Annotated in this window: 15 protein-coding genes; 5 read left to right on the forward strand and 10 right to left on the reverse strand. The window is 42.2% G+C overall.

Annotation, left to right across the window (positions count from 1 at the left end; translation table 11 throughout):
* Positions 1 to 75: 75 nt before the first annotated feature.
* The 5 genes from leuA to FTU98_RS05795 all read right to left on the reverse strand — a co-directional run bounded on the left by leuA (position 76) and on the right by FTU98_RS05795 (position 8,664).
* Positions 76 to 1,773 carry a 2-isopropylmalate synthase gene (leuA, locus tag FTU98_RS05775; RefSeq protein ID WP_131260575.1) on the reverse strand — a complete coding sequence of 566 codons (1,698 nt, stop codon included), beginning with the start codon at positions 1,771 to 1,773 and terminating at the stop codon, positions 76 to 78.
* Between the two features lie 227 nt (positions 1,774 to 2,000).
* The gene (locus FTU98_RS05780; protein ID WP_004974839.1) at positions 2,001 to 3,107 is read right to left on the reverse strand and encodes an alpha-hydroxy acid oxidase; all 1,107 of its coding nucleotides are present in this window, start codon (positions 3,105 to 3,107) and stop codon (positions 2,001 to 2,003) included.
* The gene (locus FTU98_RS05785; RefSeq protein WP_131260574.1) at positions 3,104 to 3,787 is read right to left on the reverse strand and encodes a Fe2+-dependent dioxygenase; all 684 of its coding nucleotides are present in this window, start codon (positions 3,785 to 3,787) and stop codon (positions 3,104 to 3,106) included. Before FTU98_RS05785 ends, FTU98_RS05780 begins: the two co-directional genes overlap by 4 nt.
* 159 nt (positions 3,788 to 3,946) lie before the next feature.
* Positions 3,947 to 6,181 (reverse strand): catecholate siderophore receptor Fiu, encoded by a 2,235-nt coding sequence (locus tag FTU98_RS05790; RefSeq protein ID WP_180050687.1) that lies wholly within the window; start codon positions 6,179 to 6,181, stop codon positions 3,947 to 3,949.
* A 293-nt stretch (positions 6,182 to 6,474) separates the two neighbouring features.
* Complete coding sequence (locus tag FTU98_RS05795; protein ID WP_180050690.1) at positions 6,475 to 8,664, reverse strand: TonB-dependent receptor domain-containing protein; 2,190 nt, start codon at positions 8,662 to 8,664, stop codon at positions 6,475 to 6,477.
* 265 nt (positions 8,665 to 8,929) lie between these two features.
* On the opposite strand from FTU98_RS05795, the gene tig reads away from it, so the two are divergent.
* From tig to FTU98_RS05815, 4 genes are all read left to right on the forward strand, one after another.
* Positions 8,930 to 10,261 carry a trigger factor gene (gene tig / locus FTU98_RS05800; protein ID WP_004974853.1) on the forward strand — a complete coding sequence of 444 codons (1,332 nt, stop codon included), beginning with the start codon at positions 8,930 to 8,932 and terminating at the stop codon, positions 10,259 to 10,261.
* Between the two features lie 190 nt (positions 10,262 to 10,451).
* Complete coding sequence (clpP, locus tag FTU98_RS05805; RefSeq protein WP_004974855.1) at positions 10,452 to 11,057, forward strand: ATP-dependent Clp endopeptidase proteolytic subunit ClpP; 606 nt, start codon at positions 10,452 to 10,454, stop codon at positions 11,055 to 11,057.
* A 29-nt stretch (positions 11,058 to 11,086) separates the two neighbouring features.
* Positions 11,087 to 12,397: an ATP-dependent protease ATP-binding subunit ClpX gene (gene clpX, locus FTU98_RS05810; RefSeq protein WP_004974856.1), complete on the forward strand. Its 1,311-nt coding sequence runs from the start codon at positions 11,087 to 11,089 to the stop codon at positions 12,395 to 12,397.
* Positions 12,398 to 12,589: 192 nt separating this feature from the next.
* Complete coding sequence (locus FTU98_RS05815) at positions 12,590 to 13,306, forward strand: DUF2846 domain-containing protein (protein ID WP_070153234.1); 717 nt, start codon at positions 12,590 to 12,592, stop codon at positions 13,304 to 13,306.
* Positions 13,307 to 13,408: 102 nt separating this feature from the next.
* Here FTU98_RS05815 and FTU98_RS05820 read toward each other — a convergent pair whose 3' ends face one another.
* Positions 13,409 to 14,935, reverse strand: a complete 1,527-nt coding sequence (locus FTU98_RS05820) for a fumarate hydratase (RefSeq protein WP_004974861.1) — start codon at positions 14,933 to 14,935, stop codon at positions 13,409 to 13,411.
* 236 nt (positions 14,936 to 15,171) lie between these two features.
* Here FTU98_RS05820 and FTU98_RS05825 point away from each other — a divergent pair, with 236 nt between their 5' ends.
* Entirely contained in the window at positions 15,172 to 15,783 is a 612-nt protein-coding gene (locus FTU98_RS05825) for a class I SAM-dependent methyltransferase (RefSeq protein ID WP_180050693.1), read from the forward strand.
* Between the two features lie 114 nt (positions 15,784 to 15,897).
* Here FTU98_RS05825 and pta read toward each other — a convergent pair whose 3' ends face one another.
* The 4 genes from pta to FTU98_RS05845 form a co-directional block, all read right to left on the reverse strand.
* Positions 15,898 to 18,039 carry a phosphate acetyltransferase gene (pta, locus tag FTU98_RS05830; RefSeq protein ID WP_004974865.1) on the reverse strand — a complete coding sequence of 714 codons (2,142 nt, stop codon included), beginning with the start codon at positions 18,037 to 18,039 and terminating at the stop codon, positions 15,898 to 15,900.
* Between the two features lie 56 nt (positions 18,040 to 18,095).
* Positions 18,096 to 19,310 carry an acetate kinase gene (locus FTU98_RS05835; RefSeq protein ID WP_180050695.1) on the reverse strand — a complete coding sequence of 405 codons (1,215 nt, stop codon included), beginning with the start codon at positions 19,308 to 19,310 and terminating at the stop codon, positions 18,096 to 18,098.
* A gap of 340 nt (positions 19,311 to 19,650) precedes the next feature.
* On the reverse strand, positions 19,651 to 20,061 hold the full coding sequence (locus FTU98_RS05840; RefSeq protein ID WP_026438428.1) for a hypothetical protein: 411 nt from the start codon (positions 20,059 to 20,061) through the stop codon (positions 19,651 to 19,653).
* Positions 20,062 to 20,247: 186 nt separating this feature from the next.
* Complete coding sequence (locus tag FTU98_RS05845) at positions 20,248 to 21,513, reverse strand: glutamate-5-semialdehyde dehydrogenase (RefSeq protein WP_179996009.1); 1,266 nt, start codon at positions 21,511 to 21,513, stop codon at positions 20,248 to 20,250.
* Positions 21,514 to 21,793 lie beyond the last annotated feature (280 nt).

Genomic DNA, 21,793 nt, shown 5'->3' on the forward strand with positions numbered 1-21,793 from the left:
ATCCTGAGGATGAATAAATAAAAGGATACCACTTGGGGTATCCTTTTCAAAATGCTTTTACATGTTAGCGCAAGATTATACTGCTGCTGCAACTACTTGATCTGTGCTTAATACGCCTTGTTCAATCAAGCGGTTGGTGCAGGCAATAATTGCATCAATAGATGAGGTCACGATGTTGTCATGTACCCCTGCACCAAAGGCAGATTTACCTGTGCCTTTGACTTGCAACTCAATCAATGCCAACGCTTTTGCATGTGCGCCAGAGCTAATGCTGCGTTCTTCATAATTCAAGACATCAATTGGTAATTGAAGTGCATTCAAAATTGCTGAAATTGGGCCATTGCCTTCACCGCGTAAGCGTTGCGTTTCGCCGTTCACGACCACATCTAACTCAATGACTTGATTGCCATTTTCATCAGATAGTTTGTAGTTTTTGGTCGCATAGTGCGCATCTTTTACTGCAACGTAAGTGTCTTTAAACAAGTTCCAGATTTCGCTTGCGCTAATTTCAGTGCCTTGCTCATCGGTACGTTGTTGCACAATTTGTGAGAATTCGATTTGTAAACGACGTGGTAAAGTCACGTTGTAGTTCGATTCTAACAAGTAAGCTATCCCGCCTTTACCCGATTGTGAGTTGACACGAATCACCGCATCATAGTCACGACCTAAGTCTTTCGGGTCGATTGGCAAGTAAGGCATATCCCAAATTTCTTCGTTTTTCTGGAATTCAAAACCTTTCTTAATCGCATCTTGGTGTGAACCAGAGAATGCAGTAAACACCAAATCACCTGCATACGGATGACGTGGATGCACTGGCAAACCTGTGCATTCTTCAACTGTGGCAATAATTTCGTTGATGTTCGAGAAATCCAATTCTGGTGCAACACCTTGGGTGTACATGTTCAAGGCAATTGCAGCAACGTCTACGTTACCGGTACGTTCACCATTACCAAATACACAGCCTTCTACACGGTCTGCACCTGCCATGATTGCCAATTCAGATGCGGCAATACCACAACCACGGTCATTGTGACAGTGTACTGAAATGATCACGCCATCACGACGCGCAATGTTGCGGTGCATCCATTCCACTTGGTCGGCATACACGTTTGGTGTAGACACTTCTACCGTTGCAGGCAAGTTTAAAATTACTTTATTGGTTGGCGATGCTTCCCAAATTTCAGTCACGGCATCACAAACATCTTTAGCCACTTCCAACTCAGTTGCAGTAAAACATTCTGGGCTGTACTGGAATACCCATTCTGTTTCAGGTTGCTTCGCTGCGTATTCTTTTACTTTGCTTGCTGCATTGATTGCCAATTGTTTGGCACCTTCAACATCAACATTCAAGACTTTGTTACGGAAGGTTGGTGAGTTGGCATTATAAATATGCACAATCGCACGTTTAGCACCTTGTAAAGATTCAAAAGTACGTTGAATTAAGTGGTCACGCGCCTGTACCAAGACTTCAATATACACGTCATCTGGAATATGACCTTCTTCAATCAATTTACGGGTGAAATCGAAGTCAACTTGAGATGCCGATGGGAAACCAATTTCGATGTGTTTAAAACCAATTTTCACAAGCATTTGGAACATTTTGAATTTTTGTTCGATGTTCATTGGCTCAAAGATCGCTTGGTTACCGTCACGTAGGTCGGTACTCATCCAAATTGGCGCTTTGGTAATTTCGTTATTCGGCCATTGGCGGTCTGGTAAATCGACACGCTGGTACATACGACGGTATTTTTTGCTTGGATCTGCCAACATCATGTGAAAACTCCTTGAATAGTAGCGGTTGCATCGCGTGGATAACGGCAACTTACTATAAATATAGATTGTGTCTATTCTATCAATTTACAAGCTGTTTTCAGGAGGCTATCGCTAAAAGTAGAATCATGGCACTTGTAAACCAATATCTGTATGTTAATCGATCTGCAAGGGTAATAATTCCCTGTTTTTTACAGATACGGCATGTGTTGTGAAATATTTTTCTGATATTAGCTATTTTGGTGATAAATATAGCTGCTGTTGATTTGTTTGATGCAGCTTGTTCCCATAAGTGCCATTGTGACTTCAAATTCTTCCTTTAACAGTTTAATGCTATGCGCTGCCCCTAGCGCGCCTGCAACTGCCAAGCCATAAATATATGGACGACCGACCAAAACCGCACTTGCTCCCAAGGCCAGTGCTTTAAAAATATCTGTGCCACGACGAATCCCACTGTCTAATAAAATTGGGAAATCGTGCGATAAAATTTTTCGCATCGTGCCTAAAATTTGAATTGGGCTGACCGCGGTATCTAAAATTCGGCCACCATGATTAGACACAATAATACCGTGTGCTCCGTACTGATATGCCTGCTGCGCATCGGCAGGATGTAAAATACCTTTGAGTAAAATAGGCAGTGGACTGTGTTGTAGCAACCAAGCAATATCTTCCCATGTGGCAGCCTGCTGCATCAATCCATCAAAAAGAGGGTGCTGATTTTCCTTAAGCGGAGTGGTATTTACAGATGATTGATATACCGCCCGAATATGTGCAGGCAATTGAAAAGCAGCGCGACGTTCCCGATCTCGAATGCCCATGTGCGGTGCATCAACCGTGAGTACAATGGCTTGATAGGCATAGTGTTGCGCTTGAAAAATCAAATCCAAAGCAGCTTTACGACTGCCTTGCCAATACAGTTGAAACCATTTTGCCGCGCCCGAAACCTGATTCAGTGTGCTCATTGAAGTGGTACTTAAATGACTGAGAATCATGGGGGCTTGTAGGGCGGCTGCCGCTTGCGCTGTAGCAATTTCCCCCTGTGGATGAAACAGTTGTTGGTAAGCCACGGGCGCTAAAAAAATTGGGTGTGGATACTGTTCGCCCAAGAGCTGAATTTGCGTATTTGCCCCTGCAAAAGTATTTAAATGACGGGGCAATAATTGAATATCGGCAAACGCACGTAAATTGTTGTTCAGACTATATTCATCGCCTGCAGCGCCTTCTAAATTGGCCCAAGTGGCTGCATCTAAATGTAATTGCGCCTGTTTTTGATAGTCGGCAATGGTGTGTAAATGTGGCGGGATGTGATTCAAAGCTGCCAATGGCGTGGTATTCATAACTGACTCCATTGACGAATCAGATTGTGATAATGTGCGGTTAGTGCCAATACTTCTGCTGTATCTCCAAGTTGTTGACGCAATTGCAAAATAGTCATATCTAAATTGAACAGCATACTGCGTTGCCAGTCATCTTTTACCATACTTTGACACCATGTAAACGCTGCAATTCGTTGACCTGCTGTAACAGGTTCGACCCGATGTAAACTGGTAGCAGGGTACACGATGGCATCACCTGCACTGAGTTTGACTTCATGACTACCGTAATTGTCTTCAATAATCAGTTCACCGCCCTGATATTCTTCAGGCTCACTTAAAAACAGGGTCATGGACACATCTGTGCGAATCGGACGTTGTACCTGTGCGCAATATTGCACGGCATTATCAACATGATTGCCATAGGCTGCTGTGTTTTGATAACAATTGAACATCGGCTGGAGGATATGCAAAGGGAGCGCGAACGACTGTATTAAAGTCTGCTGTTTCAGTGCGCTGAGGATGTCTTGTGACAGTGTTGCACAGCTCGGATGTTGCAGGTCAAACTGCAAATTCTGTTTAATTTTCTGTGCTTGAGCCCCTGCACTGAGTTGACCATTTTGCCATGCATCTGCGGTGTCCAATTCAGCACGAATTCGTTGGACTTGAATTTTGCTGAGGACCTCTGGAATGTGAAGCATCATACCGATTCTTCCTGAAAAAGTTTGAATTCAAACTGCTGAACATTCTACAGCGTTGTTCGGCATGCAAAGTTCGAGCAATAGATGGTATGAAAAATAATCTATCGCTCGAATCTAAATCTGTAGCCTGTTTTAAGCGGGCTACTACAGATTTGCTATAACTTAGAACTTGTAGTTTAAGCTGATTGCTGCCGAGCGTGGCTGCCCAAGCACGACGCGACCACCACCATTGTTTAGCGTGCTGATGTATTCTTTATCGGCAAGGTTATAAAGGTTTAAATTTAACGAGGCATTTTTGTTGAAGTTGTAGCCTGCCAATGCATCAAACACGACATAGCCTGGAATATTTGGCATGTTGGCTGGTGCGTTGCTGTCAGTCACAACACGTTTTTGTTCATCGACATAACGCGCGCCCAAACCTAATTTAAAGCCCGCCCAGTCGTAGGTTGACCATAAACTTGCAGTCCATTCAGGCGACCAACGTTCCGATAAGGTTGTGGCACTCGTTGAACGTTGATTGAGTTGTTTCACTTTCATGTGCGCAACGCCTGCAGACAAATTCCAGTTTTCGGTCATTTGACCAACGGCACTCAACTCAATGCCATCGACCCGTTTTTTACCCTCTTGTACAGCAAGCTGAGAAATTGGATCTATAGTCGATTGATTTTCATTTTCTGTACGATACGCTGCAGCAGCCAAAGCCAGCTTGCCTTGTAGTAACTCCCATTTGCTGCCTACTTCATAATGATGGGTTTCTTGAGGCTTGGCATTGATTGCGTCATTGCCCGATTCAGACAGGCTAAAGTTGGCGCTGCCGGGCGGAGTCAGCGATTTTGCATACGCAGCGTAAATGCTGCTATTTAACGTAGGCTTATACACAGCGCCAAGTTTCCAACTGAACAGCGTATCGTGGGTGCTCAGATCTGTGGCCACCAAAGCATTTCCCCCACGTGGCAGAGTAAGCCCTTGATAATCTGTTTCATAATAATCGACCCGTACGCCACCATTCAGTTGAAAACGCTCCCCAAATTTTAGAGTATCAAATAAATATGCGGCTGCCGTTTGGGTTTCACCATCGGTATAACCGCCATTATAAATAAGCGCTGGCATGGCTTGATTGCGGTCTGGGTGATAAAGATTGGCCCACGGTGTATCGGCAGTGGCTTCGCCAGGCATCTGGGTTGCCATGAGTTTGCTAGATTGCTGTTCTTTTAAAAACTCCATGCCTGCAACAACATCATACTGTACTGCCCCCGTTTTGACACTCCAGTTTAAAGTGCTTTGATTGGCCAGAATTTTATTTTCTTGATCGACGCCTTGGCGGGAGCGGTTCACTTCCCATTCGGCAGGGTTTGATGAACCATTGGTTCGAAGACCATTTGCACCTGTATTGATGCCTGTTAAAACCCGATTCATGTGGGTTTTCGCTACACGGGTGATATTGGTCAGTTTGAGTTGATCGGTTAAATCACTTTCAATTTTTGCGGTGAACATATCAGCATCGACATCTTCATAGTCATTGACATGGCCATAAAAATTCTCCCGATTAACTTTAGGCGCAGTGGCTAACAGTGAATCGGTATTGTAAAAGCCTTGCATGCCCACAGTTGGAATGCCACCATCTGGAATATTGCGTTGTCTGATGTGTTGAGAATATAAATAAAGGCGTGTGGCAGTGTTTAATCCAAAGGCAATAGAAGGGGCGATGGCATAACTATTGTTTTCAATATAGTCACGTCCTTCTATGCCGCCTTCTTGCCCCATTACATTTAGACGAAATGCGGTATTTGGATTGATGGCCTGGTTAATATCTGCAGAAAGTCTTGTATGTTGTGCTGTGTTGTAAGTTGCAGAAATTTCCTGACTGCTTTCACTTTGCGGTAATTTGCTGACTAAATTGATATAACCCGATGCTGCACCACGACCCGCTTCTGAACCCGATGGGCCTTTGACAACTTCAATTTGATCAATGTTAAATACATCACGGCTGATTGCGCCTAAATCTCGGACACCATCAACATAGGTCGAGGTTTGGGTGGAAAAACCACGCATTTGAAAGGCATCGCCAGCACTAGTATTGCCATTTTCTCCCAATTGTAGAGTAATGCCTGGTGTATTGCGTAAGGCTTCAACTAAGGACGTTGCGCCTTGTTCTTGTAGCATTTCTTTTTTAATCACAGAAATTGTTTGTGGGGTATCCAACAACGGCTGTGTATATTTTGCAGAACTTAAACGGTCTGCCTTGTATTTGCTTTCGGCTTCTGATTTAACCGTAATGGTGGGTAAGTGGGTGACGTCATCTTCAGGGCTTGCGGCATGTGCAAGTAGTGGAAGAGAGGCGGCTAAAGCCATCAGTTGCGCAGAGCGATTGTGTTTGCGGCTTTTGATCTGTGCCATTTATGGTATTTCCCTAAATGTAAACCAACAGGAGGCCACGCTTTATTCAGCGTTTTTAGTTCAAAATGAATAAAGTGTGAAGTTGTTGTTATGACGTCTATAACAATTGTTGCTAATTGTATTGAGAATCATTATCAACAACAATGTGCGGAACGGCACTTTTTTCTAATTCTTATTTGAAAATAATAATCATTATCAATATTTTTATTTAATAAAACGATGTGAACGTGAAAGGCTTGGGAGTAAAGACAGAAAACCCTGCCGAAGCAGGGTTTGAGAAATATAAAGCGAGTTTAGAATTTAAAGGTTGTACTCAATTGAACACGGCGACCTTCTTGGGTGTTGCTGTGGCGGTTGTAATAACTGCCATCAATTAGTTCGTAATCGGTAAAGTCTTTATCAAAAACATTGTACAGTGCGACACCAATATCCCAATTATCGTTTACGGTAAAATTAGAGCCAATATGGAATAAGGCATAAGATTTAAAGTCACCTAATTCATCATAAACCTTTTGGTTGGCAGCAGTTAAGTTTTCATAAGTTGATGTAAAACGAGCACGCTCACTTCGGTATTCACCACGAGCCCATAGATTCACGTAATCAGCTGCTTGCCATTTTAAAGAAGCATTTACAATATGTTCAGGAGTATCGTTTAAAGGTGGATTACCCAACTTGGAATCTTTAATTTCGGTTTCTGTCCAAGTGTAATTTAGACCAAATTTCCAAGCAGGGATAAACTCCCAATTGAAACCAGTTTCGATTCCATAAACCTCGGCTTCTTCTGCGTTAGTTGGACGAGTAACATTCCATGAGTCTGCTCGTGTTTGCCCTTTGCTTTTATAATAATCCATGGTCCACGGTGTTCCAATGGAGTCCATAAATGCTTCACAAGCTGCTTTATTGGTATCTGTGTCACATTTTAGTTCAGCATTACCATTTACAATTTTATCTTCTACCTGACTATAGAAGGCAGTAATGTTGGCATCAAAATTATCGTTATTATTGAAATATGCAGCTAACTCAAAGTTGTTGCTCGTTTCTGGCTTTAAATTAGGATTACCAAAAACTGGGTTACGTCCCTGGCCGCTGACATTATAAATACCATTGGTTAAGCGTTCTAAACGTGGTGCTTTATATCCTTCAGAATATCCGCCTTTAAATGTCCAATTGTCATTTGCATTCCAAACGAGGTACGCACGAGGTGTCCAAAAATCACCAAAAGTGCTGTGATCATCAAAACGTAGACCTAAAGTCAGAGCTAAGCTATCCGTTAATGCCCAAGTATCTTCTGCAAACAAACCGAGTTGATCAAAAGAAACTTCTTTATTCACACGTAAGCCGTCTTTAATGCTTGCATCCCACCATTGACCGCCTAGTGTTATGTTGTGCCCACTAAAGTGTTGTGTGGTGAACTTTGTATCAAAAATAGTATCTTCACTCTCAAGTAAGCGAGGTGTGACAGTTTTTGACAAATTCTGAGCACGTGCTGGAATTAAACGTCCTACAGTTTCGGTCTGAGTATTGCTAATACTTGAATCCAAAGTACCAATATCGGTACGCCAAGTATGAGCTAGAACTACTTTTTCACGATTATATTCTTGAGAGGAGTTATATCCTCCATCTGCACCTAAAGTACCCAATTGCCCTTTACTATTGTCATACCATTGTTCGGTTTGCTCATATTCAGCAGAAATATCATGATTATCATTAGGTGTTAGTGTTAGGCGAACACCAAGAGTTTCTAAATCAGATTTGGTTGGGCTGTTACCTTGAGATAACTCGGTATCTGAATTGGCATCTGGGGTTATATGAGATTGATCACGCTCCGCTTTACGGCCACGTAATTGAATACCAAGTAAATTTTGAATTAATGGACCAGTAACGTAGGCATCTACTGAGCGTTGATTGCCAAAATCTGAATAGTTTGGGTTAATTGTCCCTTCGAGTGTGACAGCACCTGTCCATTCTGGTGAAACTTTTTTGGTGATAATATTAACGACACCGCCAATGGCATCTGAGCCATAAAGGGTAGAAGCGGGTCCTCGGATAATTTCAATTCGCTCAACTGCAGAAATTGGCGGAATGAAACTGTTATTCGATTCACCAAAACCATTAGGGGTAATATCACCTGTACTGTTTTGGCGGCGGCCATCAATCAGTACCAACGTGTATTCAGCATCCATCCCGCGAATACGAATATTTAGTCCGCCTGTTTTTCCTGCTGTTGGACTAATATCAACCCCTTCCACATCAACTAAGGCATCAGCAATGGAGTTGATACGTTTATTTTTTAAATCTTCTGCGCTAATGACCGTAATTGATGCAGGCGCATCCTTAATTTTTTGTTCAAAACCTGCCGCTGAAACCACAATTGTGGAAAGTTGGTGGGTTGAAGTCGCATCGGTAGAGGTATTTGCGAAAACAGCAGTAGAGGTTGCCCCAAGTAAAGCAAAACACAGCGGGTGTAGGTTGAACTTAGCCATAAAATGAAATCTCTGATTATGAATTGATGATGCCAATTGAACCTATATGGTAATTAGAATCATTCATGAAGGAGTTGGTTAATAATAATGATAAGGATTCTTATTTACAACAAGAAATATACACAAAGTTGAAAATTTACAGAAAATAGCGTGACGATTAAAAAAATTCAGTCGAGATCAGAACGTATTTTGTATATCCTTTAATGTTGTCATATAATGTGGCACTTTTTTATAAACTGTTATTACTAACTATATCGAGGAAGCCATGCAAGTAACTTCTGAAGCGGTTTCGGGCGTTGCCCGTCGTTTAAATGTATCTGTACCGACGAGCCGTATTAACGAGCAGTTTGAAGCTCGCTTGAAACGCACTGCCAAAACTGTGAAGATCAACGGCTTCCGTCCAGGTAAAGTGCCTCTAAACGTTGTTCGTCGTGAATACGGTGCGGGTATTTATCAAGAAGTGGTCAACGACATTATTCGTGACACCGTGTTTGAAGCAATCCAACAAGAAAAAATCAATGCTGTGGGTATGCCAAACATCGAAAAAACTGAAATGAAAGACGACGCTTTAGTATATGAAGCGACTGTTGAAGTTTATCCAGAAGTTGAAGTGAAATTTGACGGTTTGGAAGTTGAACGCAAGTCTTCTGAAGTAAATGATAGCGATGTTGAACAAATGCTTGAAAACCTTCAAAAGCAACGTGCTTCTTGGGTTGAAACCAAAGGCATGGCGAAAAAAGACATGCAAGTGACTTTTGACTTTGAAGGCACTGTAGATGGCGAGAAGTTTGAAGGCGGTGAAGCTGAAGACTTTAAACTGGTACTTGGTTCTGGTCGCATGATTCCTGGTTTTGAAGATGGTATCGTGGGCATGAAAAAAGGCGAAGAGAAAGTGATTGATGTAACTTTCCCTGAAGACTACCAAGCAGCGAACCTTGCAGGTAAAGCAGCACAATTCAAAATCACATTGAAGCTGGTTGAAAAGCAAAAACTTCCAGAAATTGATGCTGAATTCCTACAAATCTTCGGTATTTCTGAAGAAGAAGGCGTAGAAAAGTTAAAAGCTGACGTTCGTAAAAACATGGAACGTGAAGTGAAAAACGGTTTACGTAACCAAGTAAAAGGTGCAACTTTTGATGCACTCGTTGCGGCAAACGAAGTTGAAATTCCGTCTGCAATGGTTGCTCAAGAAATTGACCGTCAACGTCAACAAATGATTCAGCAATTCACACAGCAGTTTGGTGCGCAAGGTGCAAAAGCATTTGACTCAAGCATGCTTCCAGATGAATTGTTCAAAGAACAAGCTGAAAAATCTGTAAAACTTGGCGTATTGGTTAGCAAAGTATTAGAAAATGCTAAACTTGAAGTAGATCAAGCGCGTGTAGATGCTTACATCGAAGACATGGCTTCTTCTTATGAAGATCCAAGCGAAGTGATTGAATACTTCAAAAACGACAAACAACAACGTTCACAAATTGAAGCTGTTGTTTTAGAAGACCAGGTTGTAGATCACATCTTAGCTTCTGCAAAAGTTACAGATACAACTGTAAGCTATGAAGACTTATTGAAAGAGCAGCAAGCTCGTCAACAAGGCTAATTTGCTTTGATACAAAAAGGCGCTTCGTGCGCCTTTTTTATTGCATCGCGGTTTTCAGTTTTTCAGAGATTGATCGCATTTAACTCAAAATATCTACGATTTAAGCCGTGAATATTTTGCAATTTAGACAATTATCCCTCATATTGTGAACATGAGTCGTGTCACAAGAATTTAGGAATAAATAACCATTATGTATGTTCCAACAATTGAAAATGCTTTAGTACCCATGGTGGTCGAACAATCATCTCGTGGTGAGCGTTCTTTTGATATTTATTCACGTCTTTTACGTGAACGTGTCATTTTCTTAACGGGTGAAGTCGAAGATAATATGGCCAACTTAATTGTGGCGCAGATGTTGTTTTTAGAAGCTGAGAACCCAGATAAAGATATTCACCTTTACATTAACTCACCAGGTGGTTCAGTGACTGCAGGTATGGCAATTTACGATACCATGCAATTTATTAAACCAGACGTCGTGACTTACTGTATGGGACAAGCAGCATCTATGGGTGCATTCCTGTTAAATGCAGGCGCAAAAGGTAAGCGTTACTGTCTTGAGAATGCCCGCGTTATGATTCACCAACCATTGGGTGGTTTCCGTGGTCAGGCATCAGATATTGAAATTCATGCGCGTGAAATTCTATTCATTAAAGAGCGTTTGAACCGTTTAATGGCAGAACATAGTGGTCAGGACTATGAAACTGTCGCAAGAGATACCGACCGTGACAACTTCATGACTGCGCAGGCAGCGAAGGAATACGGTCTTGTGGATGAAGTTTTAACAAAACGTCCATAAGTTTTAAAGATTGAGATATTGGAGTGACTATGTCCGAACATCCTCAGGGACAAAAACATTGTTCATTTTGCGGTAAAACGCAGTCTGAAGTCGGGAAGCTGATTGCAGGCGAGGACGCATACATCTGTAATGAATGTGTGGACGTATGCTTAGACTTGGTTCAGACCAGTCAACAAGTTGAGTCGGGTGATTGGGCAACACGTCCATTGCCAAAACCACATGAAATTCGTGCTGCGCTTGATCAGTATGTAATTGGTCAAGATACTGCGAAAAAAACCTTATCGGTTGCAGTATATAACCATTACAAACGCCTAAAAGTGAGCAATCAGGCGCATAAAGCAGGCGATGCTGTCGAAATCTCAAAAAGTAACATCATGTTGGTAGGTCCAACGGGTTCGGGTAAAACCTTACTTGCACAGACCTTAGCACGTCTATTAGATGTGCCTTTTGCAATGGCAGATGCCACGACTTTAACCGAAGCGGGTTATGTGGGTGAAGATGTCGAAAACATCGTGCAAAAGCTGTTGCAAAAAGCCGATTACGATGTAGAAAAAGCACAAAAAGGCATTATCTACATTGATGAAATTGACAAGATCACGCGTAAGTCTGAAAACCCATCAATTACTCGTGATGTGTCTGGTGAAGGTGTTCAGCAAGCCTTGCTCAAAATGATTGAAGGCACGGTGGCTTCTATTCCGCCTCAAGGTGGACGTAAGCATCCGCAGCAAGAATTCATTCAAATTGATACTTCAAATATCTTGTTTATTTGCGGTGGCGCATTCTCTGGTTTAGAGAAAATTGTGCAGCAACGCCAAGAAAAAGGCGGCATTGGTTTTACGGCAGATGTGAAGAAAAAAGATGAAGGCAAGAAATTGTCTGATTTATTTCGTCAGGTAGAAGCAACCGATTTGGTGAAATTTGGCTTAATTCCAGAGTTCATTGGTCGTTTGCCTGTAATTGCAACGCTAGACGAGCTAGATGAAGATGCATTGATGCAAATTCTGACCGAGCCGAAAAATGCCTTAACCCGTCAATATCAATACTTATTCGAGATGGAAAATGTCGATTTAGTCTTTGAAGATGCAGCATTACGTGCAGTGGCGAAAAAAGCCCTTGAACGTAATACAGGTGCGCGTGGTTTGCGTTCAATTCTGGAAAATGCCTTGCTCGAAACCATGTACGACTTGCCAAGCCGTACCGATGTTGGCACAGTGGTAGTGACTGAAGCGGTGATTGAAGAAGGTGCTAAACCTGAATTTCAGACCGAACGTCAGCCTCAAACAGAAGAACCTGCAGCAGAAAAAATTGACTTAAAAGTATTAGACAGCAAAACTGCTTAATACGCTATTCGTCTGAAACGTGCCGAAACGCTAGGTTTCGGCACGTTTTTTATTGTCAAAAAAATCAAGGCAGTGTTAATCTTAGACCTAGGCGTGGATGCCCATTATTCAAAACAACAATTGCAAAATGAATTTGCAGCGTGATTTCAAAAACGTGATTTACAAAAATAAGAAACGCAGTGAGGGATAGACATGCGTGGTGTCGCAATCTTGGTCGTGACCAGTTTAATGTTGCTGGGATGTCATGGCAAAAAAAACGTGGTGCAACAAACGCAACCACCTAGTACCTTAAAAGTTTTAGATTTAGAACAAAAACCTGGTTTTGTAGAACAACACCGTTTGGGCATGATGACCATTGGTGGTTGGGTCAATCAAAAACTAGGGCAAAATTTTAAACCTGTTCAGGCACAACATGCCGATGCTGCCATCGTGTATTTATATCGTCCAGATTCTAAATGGAATAGACAGGAAATTGTCGCGGCTAGTATGTTTATCAACAAACATCGGATTCCAAGTTTATTGCACAATCATTATTACTGGGTTGAACTGGCACCGGGCGCGTATCGTCTGAGTGTGAGTCGTCCTTTGGGTGCATTACATTTCCAAAAACCAAAGTATTTGGATTTTCAGGTACAGGCAGGGCAGTCGTATTTTATTAAATATGATGAAGAAAACTTGAGTACCCGCAAAGAGGTTTCAGGGCCTTTAATTCTTATGCCTTCAAGTACGGCACAACAGGAAATAGCGTTTACTCAATTGAAAACCGAAAGCTATAACTTTGTCGCGGAAGATCAAACCACAGGTAAGTTGCGTAAAAAGCCACAAAAAATCAAGCATGAGAAATATGACCCTGCGGAAGATGTGCACTTAACCCAACCCTTTAAATTGTGGGATCCGAGAACGTGGTAAGGTTTTGCATCTTTATCTCATGCATTGCTTTTATTTATTTCCAGTAAGCATAAAAAAGCACCCAATGTTGGGTGCTTTTTCGCTTATTACTAAATTGGAATATTATTCTGCTGCAGCATCTACAACGGGAATCTTGCCAATTTTAGCTTGCCAGATTTTTGGTGCAATCGCGTGGATAGATGTACCATTGACATCTACCGCAACAGATACAGGCATATCTTCAACTTTGAATTTGTAGATTGCTTCCATACCTAAGTCTTCAAAAGCAACCACTTCTGCTTCACGTACTGCTTTAGATACGAGGTAAGCCGCACCACCTACAGCCATGAGGTAAGTCGCTTTGTGATCTTTGATGGCTTCAATTGCTGCAGGACCACGATCTGCCTTACCAATCATACCGAACAAACCAGTGTGTTCTAAGACTTGGCGGGTGAATTTGTCCATACGGGTTGCCGTTGTTGGACCTGCAGGGCCAACGACCTCATCACCAACAGGATCGACAGGGCCAACGTAGTAAATGAATTTGCCTTTTAAGTCGACTGGTAATTCTTCACCATTGTTGATCATGTCGACCATGCGCTTATGTGCAGCATCACGACCTGTGTAAATCGTACCGTTTAATAACAACGTGTCGCCCGGCTGCCAAGAGTTCATTTCTTCTTGGGTAATGTTGTCTAAATCTACACGTTTAGATTTAGATGAATCCCAAGTTACTTCTGGGTAGTCCTCAAGTTTAGGCGCTTGAATATGCGCTACACCTGAACCATCTAACTGGAAGTGTGCGTGACGAGTTGCCGCACAGTTTGGAATCATACCCACTGGTTTGCCTGCAGCGTGGCAAGGGTAGTCTTTGATTTTAATATCAAGAACTGTGGTTAAACCACCTAAACCTTGTGCACCAATACCAAGTGCGTTCACTTTCTCGAAGATCTCGATACGGAGCTCTTCCATTTTGTTTTGTGGGCCACGACGTAATAATTCGTCCATGTTGATTTCTTCCATGAGTGCTTCTTTTGCAAGCATCATGGCTTTTTCGGCAGTACCACCAATACCAATACCAAGCATACCCGGTGGACACCAGCCTGCGCCCATAGTCGGAACAGTTTTAAGTACCCAATCTACAATTGAGTCAGATGGGTTCAACATCGCCAATTTAGATTTGTTTTCTGAACCGCCACCTTTGGCAGCAACTGTAATATCTACTTTGTTACCCGGAACGAGTTTGTAGTGAATTACTGCAGGGGTGTTGTCTTTGGTGTTTTTACGACCAAATGCAGGATCAGCCAATACCGATGCACGAAGTACGTTTGAGTTTTCTAGGTAACCTTGACGTACACCTTCGTTGATCGCATCGTCCAAGCTCATGGTTAAATCAAATTTAACGTCTAAACCCACTTCAAGGAATACGTTTACGATACCAGTATCTTGACAGATTGGACGATGACCTTCTGCACACATACGTGAGTTAATTAAGATCTGTGCAATCGCATCTTTCGCAGCTTTGTTTTCTTCACGATCATAAGCACGGCTCATCGCTTGGATGAAGTCTTGTGGATGATAGTAGGAAATGAACTGAAGCGCGTCTTTGATCGAAGTGATCAAGTCATCTTGCTTGATAATAGTTGTCATATCAAAAATCTCTTGAGCGGGCGGATAGCTAGCGGGCTAAATTATAAGATAAAATGCAGCGATTGTGGGCACTTTGATCAAGCTTTGGGCGAAAGTTTAATATCAGTCGTTAGCTTGAGAGAATTTGTGAAATATCCATAAAATTATGTCGTCAAAACGGGCCATGATTTTGCTGTTTTGTTGGTGCAAATTCAGCTATGTTCAAAGACTTCTTTGGAATGATGTTTGGGGTAAATATGAATGATCACACGCATTTAGCTGCTCAGATTATCCCCATTTATCAACGGCATGCAAAAGCGTGGACAGACTTGCGCGGTCAGTTGTTATATGAAAAAACTTGGCTGGATCGTTTTCTTGCTTATTTGCCTGCGCAGGCCAAAATATTAGATTTGGGCTGTGGTTCGGGGCGTCCTATTGCTGCATATCTATTACAGCATGGGCATCAACTTACAGGAGTAGATAGCGCAGACAGCATACTGGAGATGGCACGTGAACATTTTCCTGAACAGTGCTGGATTGAAGCCGATATGCGCTCAGTGAACTTGAATCGGTGCTTTGATGGTATTTTGGCGTGGGATAGCTTTTTTCATTTAACGCCAAACGATCAGCGCTGCATGTTCGAGAAATTTGCGCAATGGTCTACCGCCAATACAGTTTTAATGTTTAGCAGTGGACCTGCTGCGGGTGAGGCGATTGGGGAAATGTTTGGTGAAGCACTTTATCACGCCAGTTTGTCGCAGGATGAATATCGGCAATTGTTAAAAGATTATGGCTTTAAAGTTGTGAAAATGCTCGCGGAAGATCAGGACTGTGCAGGGCATACGGTGTGGTTGGTGCAGAGGTTTTAAAAATAGATTGGATGGAGCTAATCAATTTTTGTAGTGATCTATGAATCTACAGTGTGGAATAAAAAAACCACCCAATTTTTCAATCAGGTGGTTTGTAAAACTTAACTTTACGAATTATTGAGCTGCTTGTTGCTCTGCCTGAATCGCAGTCAATGCAATCGTGAACACAATGTCATCTACCAATGCACCACGTGACAAGTCATTCACTGGCTTGTTCAAGCCTTGTAGCATTGGGCCAACACTCACCACGTTAGCAGAACGCTGTACTGCTTTATACGTCGTGTTACCTGTGTTCAAGTCAGGGAAAATGAACACATTGGCGCGACCTGCAACTTGAGAGTTTGGTGCTTTAGAGCGACCAACACTTTCAACCGATGCTGCATCGTACTGTAATGGGCCATCAATCAGTAAGTCAGGACGACGTTGTTTCGCAATTTCAGTCGCTTTCGCTACTTTTTCTACGTCAGCACCTGCACCCGAAGTACCAGTTGAGTAAGAAATCATGGCAATACGTGGGTCAATACCAAACGCTTTTGCAGAGTCAGCAGATTGAATCGCAATTTCAGCCAATTGTTCAGCATCTGGGTCTGGGTTAATCGCACAGTCACCGTACACATATACTTCATCTGGTAACAGCATAAAGAATACTGAAGATACCAATGAATAATCAGGTGCAGTTTTAATGAGCTGGAATGCGGGACGAACTGTATTGGCTGTAGTATGCACAGCACCAGACACCAAACCATCAACCTGATCAAGTGCTAACATCATCGTACCTAATACGACAGTGTCTTGCAGCTGTTCACGTGCTTGATCGTCAGTAAGTTTGCCTTTACGCATCGCAACCATTTTTTCGACATAGTTTTCACGAATCAAGTCAGGATCAATGATTTCTAAGTCGTGTGGAAGCTCAATACCGCGTGCTTTGGCAACATCGACTACCGCTTCTGGTTTTGCCAATAATACGCAGTGGGCAATACCACGTGATTGACAAATCGCTGCAGCTTGAACGGTACGTGGCTCATCACCCTCTGGAAGCACGATACGTTTTTTCGCTGCAATAGATTTTTGCACCAATTCATGGCGGAACGCAGAAGGCGATAAACGTGGTTTATGCGTATCGCTGATTAATTGGGTTAACCATTCTGCATTGATGTGACTGGCCACAAAGCGGGTAACTTGTTCTGCACGCTCAGTATCATCTACAGGAATTTCGTTGCTCAGGTTTAATAACTGTTGTGCAGTTTCAAAGGTGCTCAATTTAGTATGTAAAATTGGCAAGCCATTTTTCATTGCTGCTTGGCAGAACTCTAAAGCTTGTGCGCTTGGTGCTTGATGTTCAGTTAACACCAAACCTGCAAGTGGAATACCATTGCTGCTGGCTAAGCTACTGGCAAGCAATACATCGACACGGTCAGAACCACTGATAATCAGCTCGCCTGCAACGAATTTATGCATTTCGTGTTCAATATTCGATGCAATTAAGCTGCTGTGTAATACACGGCGCTGCGCTGCTTCACCTTGGTTAATCCATTCTGCAGAAATGTGTGCAGCCAAGTCCGACATGCGTGGCACACTTAAAGTATTGCTGAATGGCACCAAGCCAATCACTGGCATGCAATCTTTACCAATCATTGGATGTGTAGTTTGAATTTTGCTGACAAACTGGTTGGTGTCGCTAATTAAACGTAAGTTTGGATCAAGCGTAACAGGAATTTGTGCAGAATCTTCTGGTAAACCTTTGGTACGCATAAACAATACGCCCGCAGTACGCTCACAAGTTGCACCACCAAAGAAACGTAATTGATTGTCTACTTTTGACGCTGTTTTAACAGCATTGTTGATGTCGGCATTGCTGACAATAATGACTTTTGCATCAAGTGCTTTAGCCAAATTTGCATTCAATTCAGTTGCAAATGGATCACGTCCATTTGGCAACACGCCTTCTACAATAATGATATCGTGATGTTTAGAAATTTCACGATGTAAACGAACTGCATCTTCAAGCAATTCGTCATTTTCATCATTTTTTAAACGCTCAGTCAGCGCAGTATAAGAAATCGGCTCAACTGTTTCATGCTTGAACAGGTGACGATACAACGCAGTTGTGCGGTCTGCTTCAGGTTGTAATTCTTGTGAAAAAGGCTTTAAGAAACCTGCTTTTACGCCTTGGCATTCCAAAGCGTAAATTAAACCTAAACATGCTGATGTTAAGCCAACACCAATTTCAGTAGGAACCAAAAGTATTGTTTTCATAGTTTTTTCTAAATCATTTAGGAATTTATTGAAGGCACACCGGATACTACGATTGCTTAAGCAATCGCAGCATCACATTCAGACTTTTTTGCAGCTGACTTTAGCTCCTCAGCAACGTGCGCAGTTTCTTTAGCAATACGGCCTTCTTCGTCAGTTGGTACAACCCAAATTTGTGGGCCTGTACCAGCATCGATACGACCTTCAGTACCACGTTTTAGGTTGTCGTTACGCTCTTTGCTGAAGTTGAAACCGAAGTGTGGTAAGTAAGATACTGTTTTTTCACGGATATAAGCAGAGTTTTCGCCAATACCACCAGTGAAGAACAAGCCGTCTAAGCGTGGTAAACCACAGCTAAGCGCAGCTAAAGATTTAGCTAAACGGTAGCAGAATACTTCAATGGCAAGCGTTGCATCTTCATTGCCTTGTTCAGATGCTTCAATTAAAGTACGCATGTCGTTCGATAAACCTGACAAGCCGAGTAAACCACTTTGGCTATTCAGCATTTTGTCAATTTTGTAGATGTCCCAACCCAAGTTGCTTGCAAGGAAGCTGTGTAAGCTTGGATCTACATCACCACTACGGGTACCCATCACCAAACCTTCAAGTGGGGTTAAGCCCATAGAAGTATCTACACTTTGACCATTCCAGATCGCACAAGTTGAGCTACCGTTACCCAAGTGAGCTGTTAACCAGCCACCTTGTTTAAAGCTGCCAGCCAATTCTGAACCACGCTCTGAAACATAAGCATGGCTTGTACCGTGGAAGCCATAACGACGTACGTTGTGGTCGGTATATAAGAATTTAGGTACTGCGTAACGGTAAGCGTGTGCAGGCATCGTTTGGTGGAATGCAGTATCAAATACAGCCACTTGCGGAAGCTCTGGGAACAAACGCATCGTTGCTTCAATACCCACCAAGTGTGCTGGGTTATGTAACGGAGCAAGCGGAGTTGCTTCACGAATACGTTGAACAATTTCTTCTGTTAATAATTCTGCTTTGGTCAAAGTACCGCCGTGTACAACGCGGTGACCAATGGCTTGAGGCTTATATTGAGATAAGCGACCAAGAATAGTTTCCAATGCTTTTTCATGGTCAGCATGTGGAATAGAAAGTTCGAGCGGCTCACCACCTGCGGTAATGCCTTTAATGCGCGCATCAGCAGAACCTAGATTTTCTGCCAAACCAAAGATACGATCTCCAACGCTTTCAGATACAAGCGCATATTTGATAGAAGAAGATCCGCAGTTAATCACTAATACTGATGTAGTCACTTTTATGTACCCGAATTCTAATTGAAGTTATCCCTAGTCAATCAAGCTGCATTGCAAGATATGGCAAACGGCAATCTATTGTGTTGCAATCTTGATCATTACGTATGTTTTATCATGGGTTTTTTATTGCTCCTAGATAGACTTTAGGAGATTAGACTTAAGCATTATCGACCATGAAATCAGAAATAATTAAAATTTATCAGCCCGAAACTTTCATTTTTTCATGAAATGATGGTCTAAAATTTCTGCTTAATTCCTGTTGTATTCTCTTAACATAGCACACTTCATTCTGCAGGCGAGTGGCAAACTGTTTTAAATTATTTCCTCAATCTTTGTCGGTTTATTTTGATTTGGCAGCGTATTTAATTTCCGACCAACGGACAATCACATAAGCAATCAGTGCCACCATAAAAAACACCAACATCATCCACGCCAAGCCTTGTAAGGTTTCAATAATGGTGCGGTAAATTTCCAATACCCAGCGTTCTTGCGTCAGTTCAATCACAATTCTTTTGTCATTTTCGGCATAGGTGAGTGGGGTAATGTATTTTTCCATATCGTAAATACGAATGCCTGAAGATGTGCCGACCACCATGCCAGCAAATTTGGTGTACTTTGCCCATGCTTCATGAATTGGGTCGTGGATGATACGCGCCAAAATTGCATTGATGGAGCTGGAAAACAGACGCATGACAATGAACGACACCAACAGTGCTAAAGCAAAGGTACTAATAATCAAATAATAAAACATAAGCATCGCCACTCTTTTTGATGATTTTTCTAATCTTGATGGTGTTTTTATTTTAAGTGAGCGTGAGGCAGAAATGTGTAGTGGAACTGTGTCTTAAAACAATGTCTAAAAAATAGAAGGGAATAATGTTCAGCTTCCTGTGAAACTGAACATTATATTTGGATATTGCAAAATTACAGATGGATTTTATTGGCGGATTTGACCATCGCCAAACACGATCCATTTTTGTGAGGTTAAACCTTCCAAACCGACAGGGCCACGGGTATGAATTTTATCGGTAGAGATTCCAATTTCAGCACCTAAACCATATTCAAAACCATCAGCAAAGCGTGTAGAAGCGTTAATCATGACTGAACTAGAATCTACCGCAGCCAAGAATTGACGCGCCAAACTAAAGTTTTCAGTAATAATGGCATCAGTATGATGTGAACCATATTTATTGATATGTTCAATTGCCTCATCAATTCCTGAAACCACTTTAACCGCCAAAATTGGACCTAGATATTCGGTGTACCAGTCTTCTTCTGTGGCAGTTTTGACAGTCGTGCCTAAAATCTTTTGGGTTGCAGGGCAACCGCGTAATTCAACTTGTTTCTCTGCATACAGTTCTGCAATGCGAGGTAGAAATTGCTCAGCAACTCGCTCATCGACTAACAAGGTTTCCATAGCATTACACACGCCATAACGGTGAGTTTTTGCATTCAGGGCAATAGGCAGGGCTTTTTGTAAATCGGCCTGTGCTTCTACAAATACGTGACAGTTACCATCCAAATGTTTAATCACTGGAATACGCGCTTCATTGCTGATGCGTTCAATCAGACTTTTACCGCCACGTGGCACAATTACATCTACATATTCAGACATGGTAATTAATTGCCCAACGGCAGCACGGTCTGAGGTGTTAATCACTTGCACCGATGTTTCTGGCAAGCCTGATGCTTTTAAGCCGTGTTGAATCGCGGCAGCAATCGCTTGGTTAGATTCCAGTGCTTCAGAACCACCACGTAAAATAATCGCATTGCCTGATTTTAATGCCAAAGACGCAGCTTCAAGGGTTACGTTTGGACGTGATTCGTAAATCATGCCCACCACACCTAGCGGTACACGCATTTTGCCCAATTGAATACCAGATGGACGGTAAGCCATATCGGTAATTTCACCAATTGGATCCATGAGACCAATCACATCTTTCAGACCTTGTAACATGCCTTTAAAGCGTGCGGGGTTAAGTTCTAAGCGATCAAGCAGTGCGCTATCCAAGTTGTTGTTACGACCTTTGGTCATATCAATTTGGTTGGCAGCTAAAATAGCGGACTCGCTATTTTCCAATGCCGTATAAATAGCCGATAACGCATTGTTTTTAGATTGGGTAGAAGCGCTTGCTAAGACACGAGAGGCTTGGCGTGCTTGTTGTCCTACCGTTTGCATATATTGTTCAATAGACTCTTGCATAGCGGTTTGATCACTTAGAAATTTCATCTCGATATTAGCAGTCTGTGCCTGCACAATGAAGCATCCCGGCAGAAAATAGACTAAATTGTTCAATCTTTACATATTTTTCAATGCTTTCATCTTTAAAATAAATATTTTGAAATGCTTTATGATTTAAAAGTAGATGAGCGGTCATAGAAAATCTTGCGTATAAAATCAGCACCTGTATAGAATGATGCGATAACGACATTGATGTCATTCACAACAATAAGCAGGATGCCACTTTAATTCAGATAAGTGG

It is taken from the genome of Acinetobacter sp. YH12211 (genome assembly GCF_013418015.1).
GTDB lineage: Bacteria > Pseudomonadota > Gammaproteobacteria > Pseudomonadales > Moraxellaceae > Acinetobacter > Acinetobacter towneri.

Bases quoted from the DNA above. Each gene is read 5' to 3' on its own strand.
- leuA (WP_131260575.1), bottom strand. From the start codon at position 1,773: ATGATGTTGGCAGATCCAAGCAAAAAATACCGTCGTATGTACCAGCGT.
- FTU98_RS05780 (WP_004974839.1), bottom strand. From the start codon at position 3,107: ATGAATACCACGCCATTGGCAGCTTTGAATCACATCCCGCCACATTTA.
- FTU98_RS05785 (WP_131260574.1), bottom strand. From the start codon at position 3,787: ATGATGCTTCACATTCCAGAGGTCCTCAGCAAAATTCAAGTCCAACGA.
- FTU98_RS05790 (WP_180050687.1), bottom strand. From the start codon at position 6,181: ATGGCACAGATCAAAAGCCGCAAACACAATCGCTCTGCGCAACTGATG.
- FTU98_RS05795 (WP_180050690.1), bottom strand. From the start codon at position 8,664: ATGGCTAAGTTCAACCTACACCCGCTGTGTTTTGCTTTACTTGGGGCA.
- tig (WP_004974853.1), top strand. From the start codon at position 8,930: ATGCAAGTAACTTCTGAAGCGGTTTCGGGCGTTGCCCGTCGTTTAAAT.
- clpP (WP_004974855.1), top strand. From the start codon at position 10,452: ATGTATGTTCCAACAATTGAAAATGCTTTAGTACCCATGGTGGTCGAA.
- clpX (WP_004974856.1), top strand. From the start codon at position 11,087: ATGTCCGAACATCCTCAGGGACAAAAACATTGTTCATTTTGCGGTAAA.
- FTU98_RS05815 (WP_070153234.1), top strand. From the start codon at position 12,590: ATGCGTGGTGTCGCAATCTTGGTCGTGACCAGTTTAATGTTGCTGGGA.
- FTU98_RS05820 (WP_004974861.1), bottom strand. From the start codon at position 14,935: ATGACAACTATTATCAAGCAAGATGACTTGATCACTTCGATCAAAGAC.
- FTU98_RS05825 (WP_180050693.1), top strand. From the start codon at position 15,172: ATGAATGATCACACGCATTTAGCTGCTCAGATTATCCCCATTTATCAA.
- pta (WP_004974865.1), bottom strand. From the start codon at position 18,039: ATGAAAACAATACTTTTGGTTCCTACTGAAATTGGTGTTGGCTTAACA.
- FTU98_RS05840 (WP_026438428.1), bottom strand. From the start codon at position 20,061: ATGTTTTATTATTTGATTATTAGTACCTTTGCTTTAGCACTGTTGGTG.
- FTU98_RS05845 (WP_179996009.1), bottom strand. From the start codon at position 21,513: ATGCAAGAGTCTATTGAACAATATATGCAAACGGTAGGACAACAAGCA.